This window comes from Streptomyces sp. NPDC013187, assembly GCF_042899705.1.
GTDB classification, from domain to species: Bacteria; Actinomycetota; Actinomycetes; order Streptomycetales; family Streptomycetaceae; genus Streptomyces; species Streptomyces hawaiiensis_A.
In genome coordinates this window covers 375015-390835 of record NZ_JBIBAF010000007.1, presented here as the reverse complement: position 1 = coordinate 390835, position 15821 = coordinate 375015, and the positions used below count along the sequence as shown (strand labels likewise).

At 71.8% G+C, this 15821-nt stretch carries 17 protein-coding genes; 11 read left to right on the top strand and 6 right to left on the bottom strand.

What is annotated here, in order from left to right; genetic code table 11:
* Nucleotides 1-32: 32 nt before the first annotated feature.
* Entirely contained in the window at nucleotides 33-1124 is a 1092-nt protein-coding gene (locus ACFY5B_RS17400; protein ID WP_389969805.1) for an amidohydrolase family protein, read from the bottom strand.
* Nucleotides 1125-1258: 134 nt separating this feature from the next.
* On the opposite strand from ACFY5B_RS17400, the gene ACFY5B_RS17395 reads away from it, so the two are divergent.
* The 6 genes from ACFY5B_RS17395 to thpD all read left to right on the top strand — a co-directional run bounded on the left by ACFY5B_RS17395 (nucleotide 1259) and on the right by thpD (nucleotide 6490).
* A complete protein-coding gene (locus ACFY5B_RS17395; RefSeq protein WP_389969803.1) occupies nucleotides 1259-2359 on the top strand; it encodes a pyridoxal-phosphate-dependent aminotransferase family protein in 1101 nt (366 codons plus the stop codon).
* 57 nt (nucleotides 2360-2416) lie between these two features.
* Entirely contained in the window at nucleotides 2417-2956 is a 540-nt protein-coding gene (locus ACFY5B_RS17390; protein WP_389969801.1) for a DinB family protein, read from the top strand.
* A gap of 337 nt (nucleotides 2957-3293) precedes the next feature.
* Nucleotides 3294-3800, top strand: a complete 507-nt coding sequence (gene ectA / locus ACFY5B_RS17385; RefSeq protein WP_104779592.1) for a diaminobutyrate acetyltransferase — start codon at nucleotides 3294-3296, stop codon at nucleotides 3798-3800.
* 59 nt (nucleotides 3801-3859) lie between these two features.
* Complete coding sequence (gene ectB, locus ACFY5B_RS17380) at nucleotides 3860-5131, top strand: diaminobutyrate--2-oxoglutarate transaminase (RefSeq protein WP_389969799.1); 1272 nt, start codon at nucleotides 3860-3862, stop codon at nucleotides 5129-5131.
* Between the two features lie 44 nt (nucleotides 5132-5175).
* Nucleotides 5176-5574, top strand: coding sequence for an ectoine synthase (locus ACFY5B_RS17375; RefSeq protein WP_053670739.1), 399 nt, complete (start codon nucleotides 5176-5178; stop codon nucleotides 5572-5574).
* 7 nt (nucleotides 5575-5581) lie between these two features.
* Nucleotides 5582-6490, top strand: coding sequence for an ectoine hydroxylase (thpD, locus tag ACFY5B_RS17370; RefSeq protein WP_389969797.1), 909 nt, complete (start codon nucleotides 5582-5584; stop codon nucleotides 6488-6490).
* 175 nt (nucleotides 6491-6665) lie between these two features.
* Here the strand turns inward: thpD and ACFY5B_RS17365 are convergent, their stop codons facing one another.
* The 5 genes from ACFY5B_RS17365 to ACFY5B_RS17345 form a co-directional block, all read right to left on the bottom strand.
* The gene (locus tag ACFY5B_RS17365) at nucleotides 6666-7718 is read right to left on the bottom strand and encodes an aminotransferase class V-fold PLP-dependent enzyme (RefSeq protein WP_389969795.1); all 1053 of its coding nucleotides are present in this window, start codon (nucleotides 7716-7718) and stop codon (nucleotides 6666-6668) included.
* 96 nt (nucleotides 7719-7814) lie between these two features.
* Nucleotides 7815-8531, bottom strand: a complete 717-nt coding sequence (locus ACFY5B_RS17360; protein WP_389969793.1) for a DsbA family oxidoreductase — start codon at nucleotides 8529-8531, stop codon at nucleotides 7815-7817.
* Between the two features lie 74 nt (nucleotides 8532-8605).
* Nucleotides 8606-9100 (bottom strand): GNAT family N-acetyltransferase, encoded by a 495-nt coding sequence (locus ACFY5B_RS17355; protein ID WP_389969791.1) that lies wholly within the window; start codon nucleotides 9098-9100, stop codon nucleotides 8606-8608.
* Nucleotides 9101-9145: 45 nt separating this feature from the next.
* The gene (locus ACFY5B_RS17350; protein ID WP_389969789.1) at nucleotides 9146-9754 is read right to left on the bottom strand and encodes a DUF1349 domain-containing protein; all 609 of its coding nucleotides are present in this window, start codon (nucleotides 9752-9754) and stop codon (nucleotides 9146-9148) included.
* Between the two features lie 99 nt (nucleotides 9755-9853).
* Nucleotides 9854-11383, bottom strand: coding sequence for an aldehyde dehydrogenase (NADP(+)) (locus ACFY5B_RS17345; RefSeq protein ID WP_389969787.1), 1530 nt, complete (start codon nucleotides 11381-11383; stop codon nucleotides 9854-9856).
* A gap of 132 nt (nucleotides 11384-11515) precedes the next feature.
* Between ACFY5B_RS17345 and ACFY5B_RS17340 the strand changes: the two genes are divergently transcribed.
* The 5 genes from ACFY5B_RS17340 (at nucleotide 11516) to ACFY5B_RS17320 (ending at nucleotide 15781) form a co-directional block, all read left to right on the top strand.
* Nucleotides 11516-12289 carry an IclR family transcriptional regulator gene (locus ACFY5B_RS17340; protein ID WP_031109054.1) on the top strand — a complete coding sequence of 258 codons (774 nt, stop codon included), beginning with the start codon at nucleotides 11516-11518 and terminating at the stop codon, nucleotides 12287-12289.
* Nucleotides 12290-12292: 3 nt separating this feature from the next.
* On the top strand, nucleotides 12293-12766 hold the full coding sequence (locus ACFY5B_RS17335; protein WP_389969784.1) for a GNAT family N-acetyltransferase: 474 nt from the start codon (nucleotides 12293-12295) through the stop codon (nucleotides 12764-12766).
* An 89-nt stretch (nucleotides 12767-12855) separates the two neighbouring features.
* Nucleotides 12856-13857, top strand: coding sequence for a hypothetical protein (locus ACFY5B_RS17330; RefSeq protein WP_389969783.1), 1002 nt, complete (start codon nucleotides 12856-12858; stop codon nucleotides 13855-13857).
* Complete coding sequence (locus ACFY5B_RS17325) at nucleotides 13854-15122, top strand: sensor histidine kinase (protein WP_389969781.1); 1269 nt, start codon at nucleotides 13854-13856, stop codon at nucleotides 15120-15122. The genes ACFY5B_RS17330 and ACFY5B_RS17325 overlap by 4 nt, the downstream gene beginning before the upstream one ends.
* On the top strand, nucleotides 15119-15781 hold the full coding sequence (locus tag ACFY5B_RS17320; RefSeq protein ID WP_389969779.1) for a response regulator: 663 nt from the start codon (nucleotides 15119-15121) through the stop codon (nucleotides 15779-15781). The genes ACFY5B_RS17325 and ACFY5B_RS17320 overlap by 4 nt, the downstream gene beginning before the upstream one ends.
* Nucleotides 15782-15821: the final 40 nt, after the last annotated feature.

Here is a 15821-nt window from a genome sequence, read left to right as displayed (position 1 = left end):
CAGGGCCGGTCGCGCGATCGGCTCCCGGGGCCCTACCCGACCACGCGCCCGTTCAGCACCACCCGGCGCGGCGACGCCAGCACCCGTACGTCGGCCCGCGGGTCCTCGTCGTAGACGACGAGGTCGGCCGGGGCGCCCTCTTCCAGGCCGGGGCGGCCGAGCCAGCGGCGTGCGGTCCAGGTGCCCGCGGCGAGGGCCTCGACGGGCGGGATGCCGGCCGTGACGAGCTCACCCACCTCGGCCGCGGCCAGCCCGTGGGCGAGACCGCCGCCGGCGTCGGTGCCGACGAAGACGGGGATGCCGGCGTCGTAGGCGTTCCGCACGGTGTCGTAGCGGCGTTCGTGGAGCCGGCGCATATGGGCCGACCAGCGGGGGAACTTGCTCTCGCCGCCGTCGGCGAGCTGCGGGAAGGTCGCGATGTTGACCAGGGTCGGGACGATGGCGACACCGCGCCGCGCGAACAGCGGGATGAGGTCCTCGGTCAGGCCCGTCGCGTGTTCGATGCAGTCGATGCCCGCCTCGACGAGGTCCTGCAGGGAGTCCTCCGAGAAGCAGTGCGCGGTCACACGCGCGCCCAGGCGGTGGGCTTCGGCGATGGCCGCCTCGACGGCGTCGCGTGGCCAGCAGGCCGAGAGGTCGCCGAGGTCGCGGTCGATCCAGTCGCCGACCAGCTTGACCCAGCCGTCGCCGCGGCGGGCCTCCTGGGCGACATAGGCGACCAGGTCCTCCGGCTCGATCTCCCAGGCGTAGTTGCGGATGTAGCGGCGGGTGCGGGCGATGTGCCGCCCGGCGCGGATGATCTTCGGCAGGTCCTCGCGGTCGTCGATCCAGCGGGTGTCGGAGGGCGAGCCGGCGTCTCGGATGAGCAGGGTGCCCGCGTCCCGGTCCGTCAGGGCCTGCTTCTCCGCGACGTCCTCGGGGACCGGACCGTGCCGGTCGAGCCCGACGTGGCAGTGTGCGTCGACGAGGCCGGGCAGGGCCCAGCCGACGACCGTGCGGATGTCGCGGGCGCCGGCGGGACGGTCGTAGGAGACGCGGCCGTCGACCACCCACAACTCGTCCCGGACGTCCTCCGGTCCGACGAGCACCCGCCCCTTCACGTGCAGCACCACCTGATCGCTCATGCACCGCACCTTAGTGAGGCGGGCGCGGTCCATCGACGGGGGCCGGTGGTCGCGGGACTCGCCGCGCAGGGGGCCGAGGGCCGCCGGTTACCCTCGATGCGGCCGAACCTGCCGTGAGTGAAGAGAGCATTGCCGTGACGCATCCGTTTCTGGACCTGGCCCCGCTCGGCGCGGACCGCTTCGCCGCGATCGAGGACCGTGTGGCGCGGCTGCTGAGCACCGGGCAGGACGTCGTGATCATGCAGGGCGAGGCGCTGCTGCCGCTGGAGGGCGCGATCCGTGCCACGGCCGGTCCGGGAACGACGGCGCTGAACGTCATCACGGGACCGTACGGCCAGACCTTCGGCGACTGGCTCCGGGACTGCGGCGCCACGGTGATCGACCTGGCGGTGCCCTTCCACACGGCGGTCACGGCCGAGCAGATCCGGCAGGCCTTCGCCGAGCACCCGGAGATCGACTTCGTGTCGCTGGTGCACGCGGAGGCGGCGACCGGCAACACCAACCCGGTCGCGGAGATCGGCGCGGTCGTACGGGCGCACGGGGCGTTGTTCTACCTGGACGCCGTGGCGTCCATCGGGGCCGAGCCGGTGCTGCCGGACGCGTGGGGCGTGGACCTGTGCGTGATCGGGGCGCAGAAGGCGATGGGCGGCCCGGCCGGGGTGTCGGCGGTGTCCGTGAGCGAGCGGGCCTGGGCGCGGATGGCCGCCAACCCGCAGGCTCCGCGCCGGTCGTACCTGTCGCTCCTCGACTGGAAGGAGCGGTGGATCGACGGCGGCCGCAAGGCGCTGCTGCACGCGCCCGCCCAGTTGGAGATGCTGGCGCTGGAGGCGTGCGTGGAGCGGATCGAGGCGGCCGGCCTGGACGCCGTGATGGCCCGGCACGCGTCCGCCGCGGCGGCGACCCGGGCCGGGGCGGTCGCGCTCGGCGGCGGCCTGGAGCCGTACGTGTACGAGGCCCGGGACGCGGCGCCCGTCGCCACGACGTTGCGGGCGCCGTCCCAGGTGGTGGCGTCGGAGCTGGTCCGGCGGGCGCTGGAGGCGGATCCGGCGGTGCCGCTCGCCGCCGGCGGGGGTGCGCTGGCCAAGGAGATGATCCGGGTCAACCACTACGGCGGGGACGCGACGCAGGGTGCCGTGCGGGCGAGTCTGGCGGCCCTGGGTGCGGCACTGTCCGAGCAGGGTCTGCCGGTGGACGTGGAGGGCGCGCTGCGGGCCGCCGAGGAGGCGTGGCGGTAGTCCTCGGCAGGGACGCGCCGGGGCACTGTTGTCGGTGCCCCGTGCCATGCTCCCCGTATGACCGCCAACACACCTGCCGACGCCCCTCCTGTTCTCCCCGACGGCCGCCCCGTCCCTCGCCTCACGGGCGATGAGCGGGCCATGCTCGAGAGCTGGCTGGACTTCCACCGGGCCACGCTGGAGCTGAAGTGCGCCGGGCTGGACGACGCGCAGGTGCGGATCGCGGCGGCCGAGCCGTCGTCGCTGACCCTGCTCGGGCTGGTGCAGCACCTCGCCGAGGTCGAGCGGAACTGGTTCCAGCGGGTGGCCGGCGGGCTCGCCGTACCGCCCGTGTACGAGGACGCGATGGGCTACGCGCTGGATCCGGCGCGTGGGCTCGACGAGGCGCTCGGGAACTGGCGGCGGGAGATCGCGCGGGGGCGGGAGCTGTGCGCCGGGCTGCCGCTGGACCACATCGGGCGGGTCGCCGAGGGGCCGGTGCCGGGGATGGAGGTCAGTCTGCGCTGGGTGTTCATCCACATGATCGAGGAGTACGCACGGCACAATGGTCACGCCGATCTCCTGCGGGAACGCATCGACGGAGTGACCGGGGCCTGAATTCCACGTGCTTTCCGCAACCCCACATGTAAGCTGGCACACAATTAAGAATTTCCTCAAGAAAAGCTTCCCGTATTCTTCTGCCCGCTTTTCCCGGTCCTAAACGCGCAGATTTTGAGGACACTCGGCGGGGAAATTCTGACAGCCCTCGCGAGGCTTACACGGTTGTGACGCGTTACACATCGTGACCACTTTGCCCGGTATTACCCGGACAATACCGGGCATCTCGCCGCCCTTCTGTGTGATCCCTCGCGCTCGCGTGATAACACAGACGAGGTCCATATGTAACCCCGATCGGCGATGCAATTTCGAATTTCGCTGGGTAAGTTCAATTTGCATGACTGCCGTACAAGCAGATCCGCAAATCGACCGCCCCACCGTGGCTGACGGAGCCGCACTCTGGCGGATGGCGAAGGACTCGAAGGTTCTCGACCTGAACTCGTCCTACAGCTATCTGCTGTGGTGCCGGGACTTCGCCGCCACCTCGGCCGTCGCCCGCGACGAGCAGGGCGAGCCGATGGGTTTCATCACCGGGTACGTGCGGCCGGACAGCCCGCGCACCCTGCTGGTCTGGCAGGTGGCGGTGGACGAGGCCCACCGCGGGCGCGGACTGGCCGCCGCGCTGCTCGACGGCCTGGTCGCGCGGACCGTCGCCGACCTCGGGGTGACGACGGTGGAGACCACCATCACCCCGGGCAACACCGCCTCGGAGCGCCTGTTCACGTCGTTCGCCGAGCGTCACGGCGCGCGGCTGGAGCGCGAGGTGCTGTTCGACACGGCCGTGTTCCCGGACGGGCCGCACGACCCCGAGGTCCTGTACCGCATCGGCCCGCTGCCCCACTGAGACTTCCCTCCCCACCCCACTCCCGCAGACTTCCCCCACGTACCGAGGAGCGATTCGTCGTGACCATCACCCAGCCCGACCTGAGCGTCTTCGAGACCGTCGAGTCCGAGGTGCGCAGCTACTGCCGCGGCTGGCCCACCGTCTTCGACCGTGCGGTGGGCAGCCGCATGTACGACGAGGACGGCCATGAGTACCTCGACTTCTTCGCCGGAGCCGGGTCACTGAACTACGGGCACAACAACCCGGTGCTGAAACGCGCGCTGATCGACTACCTGGAGCGGGACGGCGTCACGCACGGGCTCGACATGTCGACCACGGCCAAGCGCACGTTCCTGGAGGCCTTCCAGAACCTGCTGCTGCGCCCGCGCGACCTGCCGTACAAGGTCATGTTCCCCGGCCCGACCGGCACCAACGCCGTGGAGGCCGCGCTGAAGCTGGCGCGCAAGGTGAAGGGGCGCGAGTCGATCGTGTCGTTCACCAACGCCTTCCACGGCATGTCGCTGGGCTCGCTGGCCGTCACCGGCAACGCCTTCAAGCGCGCCGGCGCCGGTATCCCGCTGGTGCACGGCACCCCGATGCCGTTCGACAACTACTTCGACGGCACGGTCGAGGACTTCCTGTGGTTCGAGCGGCTGCTGGAGGACCAGGGCTCCGGCCTCAACAAGCCCGCCGCCGTGATCGTCGAGACCGTGCAGGGCGAGGGCGGCATCAACGTGGCCCGGCCCGAGTGGCTGCGCGCCCTGTCCGAGCTGTGCGAGCGGCAGGACATGCTGCTGATCGTCGACGACATCCAGATGGGCTGCGGCCGTACCGGCGCGTTCTTCTCCTTCGAGGAGGCGGGCATCGTGCCGGACATCGTCACCGTCTCCAAGTCGATCAGCGGCTACGGCCTGCCCATGTCGCTGTGCCTGTTCAAGCCCGAGCTGGACGTCTGGGAGCCCGGCGAGCACAACGGCACCTTCCGTGGCAACAACCCCGCGTTCGTCACGGCCACCGCGACCCTGGAGACCTACTGGGCCGACGGTTCCGCGATGGAGAAGCAGACCCGCAAGCGCGGCGAGCAGGTCGAGCAGGCGCTGATCTCCATCACCGAGGAGAACCTGGCCGACGTGAAGGAGTACCGGGGCCGCGGCCTGGTGTGGGGCATGGAGTTCCACGACAAGGCCCGCGCGGGCAAGATCGCCAAACGCGCCTTCGAGCTCGGACTGCTCATCGAGACGTCCGGCCCGGAGAGCGAGGTCGTGAAGCTGCTCCCCGCGCTCACCATCACGCCCGAGGAACTGGACGAGGGCCTGAGCACACTGGCCCGCGCCGTCCGAGAGACCGCCTGACACAGCACCGAGAGCACCACCCATCTAGGAGGCATCGCAGCACCGTGATTGTCCGTTCGTTCAAGGAGATCGAAGGTACCGACCGGCACGTGAAGGCGGCGTCCGGTACGTGGGAGAGCAAACGCATCGTCCTCGCCAAGGAGAAGGTCGGCTTCTCCCTGCACGAGACGGTCCTCTACGCGGGTACGGAGACGTCGATGTGGTACGCGAACCACATCGAGGCCGTCGTCTGCGTGGAGGGCGAGGCCGAGCTGACCGACCACGAGACCGGGCTGACCCACACGATCACGCCCGGCACGATGTACCTCCTGGACGGGCACGAGAGGCACACGCTGCGGGTCAAGCAGGACTTCCGCTGCCTCTGCGTGTTCAACCCGCCCGTGACCGGACGGGAGGACCACGACGAGAACGGCGTCTACCCGCTGCTCACCGAGGAGGTGTGACGTTTCCATGACCGCCACCACCGACACCACCACCGGTATCCCGGACCTCTATCCCAGTCGCGGTGCCGTCGAGGCGCTGACCCCGCGTCAGGACCCGGTCGTCTGGGGCGCGCCCGACGCCCCGGGCCCGGTCGACCCGGCCGACCTGCTGTCCTTCGAGCGCGACGGCTTCCTGGCGATCGACGAGCTCATCACCGAGGACGAGGTCGCGGTCTACCGGAACGAGCTCAACCGGCTGGTGCACGACCCGGACATGCGTGCCGACGAGCGGTCGATCGTCGAGCCGAAGTCCAAGGAGATCCGCACGGTCTTCGAGGTGCACAAGATCAGCGAGGTGTTCGCCCGGCTGGTCCGTGACGAGCGGGTCGTCGGACGGGCGCGGCAGATCCTGGGCTCGGACGTGTACGTCCACCAGTCGCGGATCAACGTCAAGCCGGGGTTCGGCGCCAGTGGCTTCTACTGGCACTCGGACTTCGAGACGTGGCACGCCGAGGACGGTCTGCCGCGGATGCGCACGGTGTCGGTCTCGATCGCGCTGACCGAGAACTACGACACCAACGGCGGACTCATGATCATGCCGGGGTCGCACAAGACGTTCCTCGGATGTGCGGGTGAGACGCCGAAGGACAACTACAAGAAGTCGCTGCAGATGCAGGACGCGGGCACGCCGTCGGACGAGGCGCTGACCCGGATGGCCACGCAGCACGGCATCAAGCTGTTCACGGGCAAGGCCGGTTCGGCGACCTGGTTCGACTGCAACGCCATGCACGGTTCCGGCGACAACATCACGCCGTTCCCGCGCAGCAACGTGTTCATCGTGTTCAACAGCGTGGAGAACACGGCGGTGGAACCGTTCGCGGCCCCGGTCCGGCGCCCGGAGTTCATCGGGGCGCGGGACTTCACGCCGGTGCGGTGACCGCCGTAAGCGGTGACCGGTGAACCGACCGTCGTGAGCGGTGACCGGTGAACCGACCGTCGTGAGCGGTGACCGGTGACCGGTGAAGTGACCGTCGTCGGCGGTGCTGTGGCCGCGTGACAGAGCTGCCGGGTGGGGCCTCCTCGTGTGGGACGGGAGGCCCCACCCGGTTCTGTCATGCCGCCAGGACCTTCAGAAGCCGGTCCACGTCCGCGGGCGTGTTGTAGAGGTGGAACGCCGCCCGCAGGTTGCCGGACCGGTCGGACACCTCGATGCCCTGCCGGCTCAGTTCGCCCTGCCGGTGGCCGAGTCCCGGCACCGACACGATCGCCGAGCCGGGCGCGGCGACCGGCTCGTGGCCCAGCTCCGCGAGCCCGGCACGGAAGCGGTCCGCGAGGCCGACGTCGTGGGCGTGCACGACGTCGACGCCGATTTCCTCCAGCAGTTCCAGGGACGCGCGCAGTCCCGCATAGGTGAAGAGGGCGGGGCTGACGTCGAACCGCCGCGCGGAGTGGGCGAGTTCCTCGACGGGGCCGTAGCAGCTGGCCCAGGGGACCTCGCCGGCCACCCAGCCGGCGAGCAGCGGTGTGAGTCCGCCGAAGTCCGGCGGGGTGACGAAGAAGGCGGCCCCGTGCGGGCCCATGAGCCACTTGAATCCGACGGCGGCGAGGAAGTCGTCCGCGTCGGCCGCCATCGGCAGCCAGCCGGCCGACTGGGAGGCGTCGACGTAGGTGCGGGCGCCGTGCGCCCGGGCCGCCTCGCGCACCGCGGGCAGGTCGGCGAGACGGCCGTCGGCGGACTGGGCGGCGCTGACCGCGACGAGCGCGGTGCCGGGACGGACGGACTCGGCGAGCCGCTCCAGGGGCACGGACCGCACCTTGAGGTCGCCGCGCGCGTGGAACGGGTTCACCAGCGAGGAGAAGTCGGCCTCCGCCGTGAGGACCTCGGCACCGGCGGGCAGCGAGGCGGCGATCAGCCCGCCGTACTCGGCGACCGAGGCACCCGTCGCGACCCGCTCGGCGGGAACTCCGGCCAGCCGGGCGAAGGACGCGCGGGCGGCTTCCACGTCCTCGTACAAGGGACCCAGGGGCGTGCCCTCGGCACGCATCCGCACCGCCTGCTGCACGGCGGTGACGGTACGGGCGGGCAGGAGCCCGTTGCTCGCGGTGTTGAGGTAGGTGTGCTTCGGGGTGAACTCGGCACGGACGAGGTTCTCGAAGGTCTCCATGGGACCACTCTGCGTCCCCGGGATCTCCCCGTCCATTGCCGATTTCTGCGTGATGCCGCCAAGGAGCGCTTATGGATGCGCTCCGAGCTGGGCGTTTCAGCGCTGGGGCACGGCACAGCCGTCCGGGCCGCAGGCGTCCGCGTCCTCGCCGCCGTCGACGATCTTCAAGGGCGCGTGCTCGCCGTACGCCTGGGTCAGGGCCTGGGCGAAGACCTCGGCGGGCTGGGCGCCGGAGACGCCGTACTTCCGGTCGAGCACGAAGAAGGGCACGCCGTTCGCCCCGAGCTGCGCGGCCTCGCGCTCGTCGGCGCGGACCTCGTCGGCGAACGCGTCCGGGTCGGCGAGCACCGCGCGCACGGCCTCCGCTTCCAAGCCCGCGGCTGCGGCGAGCTCCACCAGCCGCTCGTCGTCGTCGAAGACGGAGCGCTCCTCGGCGAAGTTGGCCCGGTAGAGCAGGTCGAGCAGCTGCTCCTGGCGGCCCTGCTCCTTGGCGAGGTGCAGCAGGCGGTGCATGTCGAAGGTGCTGCCGTGGTCGCGTCCGCGGGTGCGGTAGTCGAGGCCTTCGGCGGCGGCCTGGGCCCCGAGGTTGTCCTCGCCGGCCTCGGCCTGCGCGGCACTCATCCCGTACTTCTTGGTGAGCATCGTGATCACGGGCTGGATGTCGCCCTTGGCGCGGCCCGGATCCAGCTCGAAGGAGCGGTGCACCACCTCGACGTCGTCGCGGTGCGGAAAGTCCCGCAGCGCCTTGTCGAAGCGGGCCTTGCCCACGTAGCACCAGGGGCAGGCGATGTCGCTCCAGATCTCGACGCGCATGTCTCGGCTCTCTCCAGGTCGTACGGGCACGGAGACTCCCTCCGCCAGGTGCATGAACGTTCAAGCAGGCCGCTTCATTCCCCGGGCAGGCCGAACCGCATGCACAAGTGGTGATCTCCCGGCCCGGCCGGTTCCGGGACCCAGCCCTGCCGCCGGTAGAACGCCTGCGCCCGTACGTTGTCGACGTGCACGTCGAGCACGGCCGTACGCCTGCCGTCGGCCTGCCACTCCTCCACACAGGCCGCGTGCAGGGCGCTGCCGACTCCATGGCGCCAGTGGTCGGGGTCGACGTGGAACTGGAACAGTTTCACCGTGTCCGCCGGGGTGTCCTCGGGGACGCGGAAGGAGGCCAGGCCGATGATGCGGCCCGCCTCCGCGACGCACAGCACCCGGCCGTCCGGCCGGGTGAGGGCGCTGCGCCAGGAAGCGGACCAGTCGGTGCCGTCCTGCGGCAGCCCGTCGGGGTAGTACGTGGCCCGGGCCCGGGCGTGCAGGGCGACGACGTCCGCCACCTCGGCGGGCAGGACGGTGCGGATCACACGGTCGGGCGTCACTCTGTCGTTGATCATGCAACGGAGGACGGGACCGGCCGGGCCGCGGTTCCCGGCCCGGCCTCAGCTGCCGTCGCGCAGATCGTCCGGCCAGGTGGGCCGGAACTCGATGTGGTCGTACGTCACCACGCAGCCCTCCCCCATCGGCGACTGGGTCATGAAACCGACCAGGGCCGCCTCCGTCTCCTTCTCGTCGCCGAGGGTGAACAGGCGGACGAAGATCCAGCGTTCACCGTCGCGTGAGGCGTGGAAGGCGAAGGCGCGGCCCGTGCGGCTCACCCGGAGCCAGACGGAACTGCCGTCAACGGTGAAGGAGTTGGCGTCGTCGGAGTGCCCCCGGGTGACCACCGTGCAGACGGTGGGCACGTCCGGGGAGTACTCCAGGCAGAGCTTGGCCCAGGCGCGCTCGCCCACGTGGACGTAGAGCACCCCGGCGTCGAAGGCCGCGCCGAACCCGACGGTGACCTTGGCGATCAGCTGGAAGTCGCCCTCCGGCGCCCCGAGCAGCCGGGGCGCGTCGGAAGCGGGGTCCAGCCCCTCCCCGGTGGGCGGCACGAACCGGTCCTGCCGCGCCCCGGCCCATCCGGTGAGCACACCGTCCTCATGGGACCAATGGGCTTCGGGCCCGTAGCTGCGCAGGCCGAAAGGGAGTTCGGGAAGTATCAGATCCATTCGACCAAGTCTTTCAGCTCCGCCCCTCAGGGGCGCGGGGAACTGCGCGATCAACCACAACGAAGCCGGCAGCCCGCAATCCACCGCACCCCTACGGTGTCAACGCTCCAGACGCCCGTTGAACCTACGAGGCAGCCCCAAGGGGTTCTCATCCCGCAACTCGGCGGGAAGCAGCGCAGACGGCGCGTTCTGATAAGCAACAGGCCGCATCCACCGCTCGATCGCCGTCCCGCCCACCGACGTGGACGTCGACGTCGTGGCCGGGTACGGCCCACCGTGATGCTGGGCCGCCGCGACGGCGACCCCCGTCGGCCAGCCGTTCACCAGCACGCGCCCCGCCAGCGGCGTCAGCTCCGCGAGGATCTCCGCGCCGCGGCCCTGGCCCGCCGCCTCCTCCTCGGACAGCTGCACCGTCGCCGTCAGGTTGCCCGGCAGCCGCGACAGCACCGCCTTCACCTCGGCCTCGTCCTCGTAGCGGGCCACCACGGTGACCGGCCCGAAGCACTCCTCCAGCAGCAGGTCGTGCTCGCCCTCCGCGGCCAGCCGGCTCGCCGGCACCGTGAGGAAGCCCGCGCTGACGGTGTGCTCGCCGCCCGCCCCGGGGGTGACCGGGGAGTCGACGTCGGGCAGTTCGGCCCGCTCGGCGACGCCGGCCACGAAGTTGTCGCGCATGCGGTGGTCGAGCAGGACACCGGCGTCGGTGTCGCTCACGGCGTCCGTCAGGGACTTCAGCAGGGCGTCGCCCGCGGCTCCGGCAGGCGCCAGGACGAGGCCCGGCTTCACACAGAACTGGCCGACGCCCAGCGTCATGGAGCCGGCGAGACCGGCGCCGATCGCCTCGGCCCGCTCGGCGGCCGCGGCCTCGGTGACGACGACCGGGTTCAGGGAGCCCAGCTCGCCGTGGAAGGGGATGGGGACCGGACGGGCCGCCGCCGCGTCGAACAGCGCCCGGCCACCGCGCACGGAGCCGGTGAAGCCGGCCGCCGCGACCAGCGGGTGCTTGATCAGCTCGACGCCCGCCTCGAAGCCGTGGACCAGCCCCACGACGCCCTCGGGGATGTCGTGCCGGGCGGCGGCGCGGCGCAGCACCTTGGCGACGTACTCGGACAGGGCCGGGTGGTCGGGGTGCGACTTGACGACGACCGGGCAGCCGGCCGCGAGGGCGCTCGCGGTGTCGCCGCCCGCGACCGAGAAGGCGAAGGGGAAGTTCGACGCCGAGTAGACGGCGACGACACCCAGCGCCACCTTGTAGCGGCGCAGGTCCGGGATCGGCGGGGTCGCGGTGTCGTCGGGGTGGTTGATGACGACGTCGAGGAAGGCGCCCTCGTCGACGATGTCGGCGAAGGCACGCAGCTGGTAGCAGGTGCGGGCGAGCTCGCCGGTCAGCCGGACCGGGCCGAGCGCGGTCTCGGCGTCGGCGGTCTCGACGAGAGAGTCCTTGGCCGCCTGGAGCTCGTCGGCGGCGGTGCGCAGGAAGGCCGCACGGACGGCGCGGTCGGCGAGGGCGCCGCGCGCTTCGTGCGCGGCACGGACGGCGGCGTCCACCTCCTGGGCTGTGGCCTCCACCGCAACCTGTTCACGCTGCTTCCCGGTTCGGGGGTCGACACTCCAGACTGGTGCTGCTGCCACCGCGGGTCCCTCCACACATGTATTGCCGCAGTACTGGGTCATCCACCAGGGACGTTCGATATACTGAACGCTGTCTCTGATGATGAATATGCTGTGGAGACTATTTCCCGTCCAACGAAGGGGTCAAGGGCGATGTCGGCTGGCGAGACGGGCGGCGGGGCGCAGGTCAAGTCCGCGGTACGAACGGTTGAACTGCTCGAATACTTCGCCGGACGCCCCGGCATGCACTCCCTCGCCGCGGTCCAGGAGGCCGTCGGATATCCCAAGTCCAGCCTCTACATGCTGCTGCGCACCCTGGTCGAGCTGGGCTGGGTGGAGACCGACGCGACGGGCACCCGGTACGGCATCGGAGTGCGGGCCCTGCTGGTCGGCACGTCGTACATCGACGGTGACGAGGTCGTCGCGGCGGCCCGCCCGACGCTGGACCGGCTCTCGGACGACACGACCGAGACGATCCACCTCGCCCGTCTCGACGGCACGAACGTCGTCTACCTGGCCACCCGCCAGTCACAGCACTACCTGCGCCCCTTCACCCGGGTCGGCCGCCGGCTGCCCGCGCACTCCACGTCCCTCGGCAAGGCGCTGCTGAGCACGTACTCCGACGAGCAGGTCCGCAAGATGCTCCCGGAGACGCTGCCCGCCCTGACCGAGCACACGATCACCGACCGGGAGAAGCTCATCGAGGAGCTGCGCCAGGTGCGGGAGCAGGGCTTCGCCGTGGACCGCGAGGAGAACACGCTGGGGCTGCGCTGCTTCGGTGTGGCGATCCCGTACCGCACCCCGGCGCGGGACGCGATCAGCTGCTCGGTGCCGGTGGCGCGGCTGACCCCGGCGCACGAGCAGCTGGTGAAGGACGCGCTCTTCGACGCGAGGGACCGGCTGACACTGGCCACCCGTAGGCTCTGAGACATGAACGTCGAGCTGCGCGCGGTCCACGACAGCGATCTGCCGGTCTTCTTCCGGCAGATGAACGACCCCGAGTCGCTGAGCATGGCGGCCTTCACCCCGGAGGATCCGGCGGACCGGGCCGCCTTCGACACCCGATGGTCCCGGCAGCGCTCCTCGCCCGACGTCGTCGCCCGTACGGTCCTGGCCGACGGTGACGTGGTCGGCAGCGCGGCGGTGTACGGGGTGCCGGGCGAGCGCGAGGTGACCTACTGGATCGACCGCGCCTACTGGGGCAAGGGCATCGCGACGCAGGCACTGCGGGCGCTGCTCGCCGAGGTGCCCGAGCGCCCGCTGTACGCGCGGGCGGCGTCGGACAACACCGGGTCGCTGCGCGTGCTGGAGAAGTGCGGGTTCCGGGTGGTCGCGGCGGCCCAGGGGTACGCCCCGGCCCGGGGCGCCGAGATCGACGAGACGGTGCTCATCCTGGAGGGCTGAGCGGGCCGTCCGCCTCTCCCCCGCCCGGCGGAGGCGGTTCGTCGCCGGGCAGGAGGTGCCCGCGGCCCCTCGCGCGGGAGCCTGACCGCATGACGCAGTCGATCGCTCCCCTCGCCGCTCCACGCCCCGCCGGTCCCGGCCGCACCCGGCGCGTCCTGCGTGCCGTCGCCATCGTCTCCTGCGTGCCGTACCTCGCCCTCAAAGCGGCCTGGATCGCCGGGAGTCACATCGGAATACCCGCGGGCAGCGCGCTGCTCGACGACCGCCTCGCCATGGCCGTGATCAACGGTCTCTCGGTCCTGGTGGACAGCGGGGTGATCGTGCTGGCGCTGGTGCTGACCCGGCCGTGGGGACTGCGGGTGCCCGCGTGGCTGCTCGTGTTCCCCGTGTGGGTCGCGACCGGGCTGCTCGCGCCGATCATGGCCGGGTTCCCGGCACAGCTGGTGGTCAAGGCGTTCGGCGGCGGTGCCCCGTCCGCCGGCCGGGAGGCGTTTCTGGACGAGTGGGTGTTCGCCGTCGTGTACACGGGGTTCATCGCGCAGGGGCTCTCCCTCGGCGGCCTCTTCGCGCTCTACGCCCGGGACCGCTGGTGTCATCTGTGGCGCGGGCGGGTGCCGGAGCTGCCCGCCGATGCCGTCGGCCCGGCCCACCGGGTCCTCGCCGTGGCCGCCGCCGTACTCGCCCTGCCGCCGCTCACGCTCCACGCCCTGTGGGCCTGCGGCGTCTCCGCGGGCCTGCGCGAGGGCCGGGCGGCGGAGCGGGGCGGGGAGTTCTACGTCCTGGAGGCCCTGTACGTCGGATTCCTCCTCGCGGCGGTCGCCGGTGCCGTGCTGCTGGCGTTCCGGCGCGGCCGGGCCCTGCCCGTGTCGGTGCCGCTCGCTCTCGCCTGGGTCGGCTCGGGTGCCGTCGCCTGCTGGGGCGGATGGCTGTCGCTGGCCTCTCTCGGCGGCGTGGCGGACCTCGCCGACCGCCCCACGCCGCTGATGCATCTCGCCTACGCTGGCCAGATGCTCGTGGGCCTCCTCGTCGCCGCCATCGGCGCCTGCCACTTCGCGGAGCGCTCGGCCGGGGCCGCGCGGCGTTCGGTGTGAGCGGTGTCGCCCGGCTGCTGTTCGGCCGGCGGGCGCGGCTGCGCTGGATCCACCTGATCCTCGGCGGTGCGCTGGCCATGCCCTACGTCCTGGTCGGCTCGGTGGTCGTCGGCCCGGCCATCGGTGCCGACGACGTCTTCGGCTCCTTACCCCTCCAACTCGCCTCGTTCGGCCTGGGTCTGCCGCTCGCGGCCGTCACCTCGCTGTTCCCGCTGACCCGCCCCTTGGAGTCGGCCGCCGTGCGCTGGCTCTGCGGTGTGGACACGGACCGGCTCGCCCTCGGGCCCGCGCGCACGCGGGGCGAGAAGGGCCGTACGGCTGCCTGGTTCACCCTGCATCTCGGGTTCGGCGGGATCATCGCGGGGATGTCGCTGGCGCTGCCGCCGTTCGCCGTCACGCTGATCGCGCTGCCGGTCCTCGCGGCGGTGCGCGGCGACCGGCTCGGGCTGCCCGAAGTCCTCGACCACACCTGGGCCCTGGCGCTCGCCCCGGTCGCGGGCGCGGTATCGCTCGTCGCCCTCGCCGGCTGCGCGGCCGGCTCCGGAGCCCTGCTGGCCCGCTGGGCGCCCCTGCTGCTCGGTCCCACGCCCCGGGAGCGGCTCGCCGCCGCCGAGGCACGGGCGGCCGACCTCGCCGTGCGCAACCGGCTGGCGCGGGAGCTGCACGACTCCGTCGGTCATGCCCTGAGCGCGGTCACCCTGCAGGCGAGTGCCGCCCGCCGGGTCCTGGACTCCGACCCGGAGTTCGTTCGGGAGGCCCTCGCCGCGATCGAGGACACGACCCGGCGTACGGTCGGTGAACTCGACGCGGTGCTGGGCGTGTTGCGCGAGGGCGACGCGCCCGGCACGGCCCCGGCGCCCACCCTCGCCGACGACCTCGACGGGCTGCTGCGGCGTACCCGGGCGGCCGGACAGCGGGTGAGCGCCGCCGTGGACGCCGACCCGGAGGCACTGCCCCCGCTGCTGTCCCGTGAGGCCTACCGGATCGTGCAGGAAGGGCTGAGCAACGCCCTCAAGCACGCCGGTGAGCGGGCCGCCGTGGAGGTGCGGATCGCGGTGGCGGGCACAGACCTGGAGATCACCGTGGAGAATCCGGTGACCGGCCCCGCCCCCTCGCGCACGGGCGGTGGCCACGGGCTGCGGGGCATCGCCGACCGGGCCAGGCTGCTGGGCGGGACCGCGACGGCGGGACCGACCCCGGCACGGACCTGGCGGCTGCACGCCCGACTGCCGATGACACGACTGCCGATGAGAGGACCCGCATGACCCGCCCGGCCCAGATCCGTGTCGTCCTCGCCGACGACGAGCGCATGGTGCGCACCGCGTTGCGCGCCATCCTCTCCGCCGAGCCCGATCTGGACGTGGTGGGCGAGGCGGCCACCGGCGCGGAGGCGGTGTCGGTCGTACGGGAACTGCGGCCGGAGGTCGTCCTCATGGACGTCCGGATGCCGCAGACCGACGGGATCCGCGCCACCGAGCAGATCCTCGCCACGCTGGACGAGCCGCCCCGGATCGTCGTCGTGACGACCTTCGAGAACGACTCCTACGTGTACGACGCGCTGCGGGCCGGAGCGGCCGGGTTCCTGCTGAAGCGGGCGGACGCCGACGCGCTGGTACAGGCGGTCCGGCTGGTGGCGCGCAGCGACAGCCTGCTGTTCCCGGCGGCCGTGCGGACCCTGGCGACCGAGCACGCCCGTGCGCACCCGGCGCCGCCCGCCTGGGTGGCGAAGCTCACGGGACGCGAGGGGGAGGTGCTGCGGCACATGGCCCGGGGGCTGACCAACGCGGAGATCGCCCACCGGATGGAGGTCGGCCCGGCCACGGTGAAATCGCACGTCGCGGCAGTCCTGGCCAAGACCGGCACCCGCGACCGCACGCAGGCGGTGATCGCCGCGTACGAGGCCGGCATTCTGAACGGCGGATGAGAAAACCGGCCCTCCGGATGAGAAACCGGGACGGACGGGA

Bases quoted from the DNA above. Each gene is read 5' to 3' on its own strand.
- ACFY5B_RS17400 (WP_389969805.1), bottom strand. From the start codon at position 1,124: ATGAGCGATCAGGTGGTGCTGCACGTGAAGGGGCGGGTGCTCGTCGGA.
- ACFY5B_RS17390 (WP_389969801.1), top strand. From the start codon at position 2,417: ATGACCGCCAACACACCTGCCGACGCCCCTCCTGTTCTCCCCGACGGC.
- ectA (WP_104779592.1), top strand. From the start codon at position 3,294: ATGACTGCCGTACAAGCAGATCCGCAAATCGACCGCCCCACCGTGGCT.
- thpD (WP_389969797.1), top strand. From the start codon at position 5,582: ATGACCGCCACCACCGACACCACCACCGGTATCCCGGACCTCTATCCC.
- ACFY5B_RS17365 (WP_389969795.1), bottom strand. From the start codon at position 7,718: ATGGAGACCTTCGAGAACCTCGTCCGTGCCGAGTTCACCCCGAAGCAC.
- ACFY5B_RS17360 (WP_389969793.1), bottom strand. From the start codon at position 8,531: ATGCGCGTCGAGATCTGGAGCGACATCGCCTGCCCCTGGTGCTACGTG.
- ACFY5B_RS17355 (WP_389969791.1), bottom strand. From the start codon at position 9,100: ATGATCAACGACAGAGTGACGCCCGACCGTGTGATCCGCACCGTCCTG.
- ACFY5B_RS17350 (WP_389969789.1), bottom strand. From the start codon at position 9,754: ATGGATCTGATACTTCCCGAACTCCCTTTCGGCCTGCGCAGCTACGGG.
- ACFY5B_RS17340 (WP_031109054.1), top strand. From the start codon at position 11,516: ATGTCGGCTGGCGAGACGGGCGGCGGGGCGCAGGTCAAGTCCGCGGTA.
- ACFY5B_RS17335 (WP_389969784.1), top strand. From the start codon at position 12,293: ATGAACGTCGAGCTGCGCGCGGTCCACGACAGCGATCTGCCGGTCTTC.
- ACFY5B_RS17330 (WP_389969783.1), top strand. From the start codon at position 12,856: ATGACGCAGTCGATCGCTCCCCTCGCCGCTCCACGCCCCGCCGGTCCC.
- ACFY5B_RS17320 (WP_389969779.1), top strand. From the start codon at position 15,119: ATGACCCGCCCGGCCCAGATCCGTGTCGTCCTCGCCGACGACGAGCGC.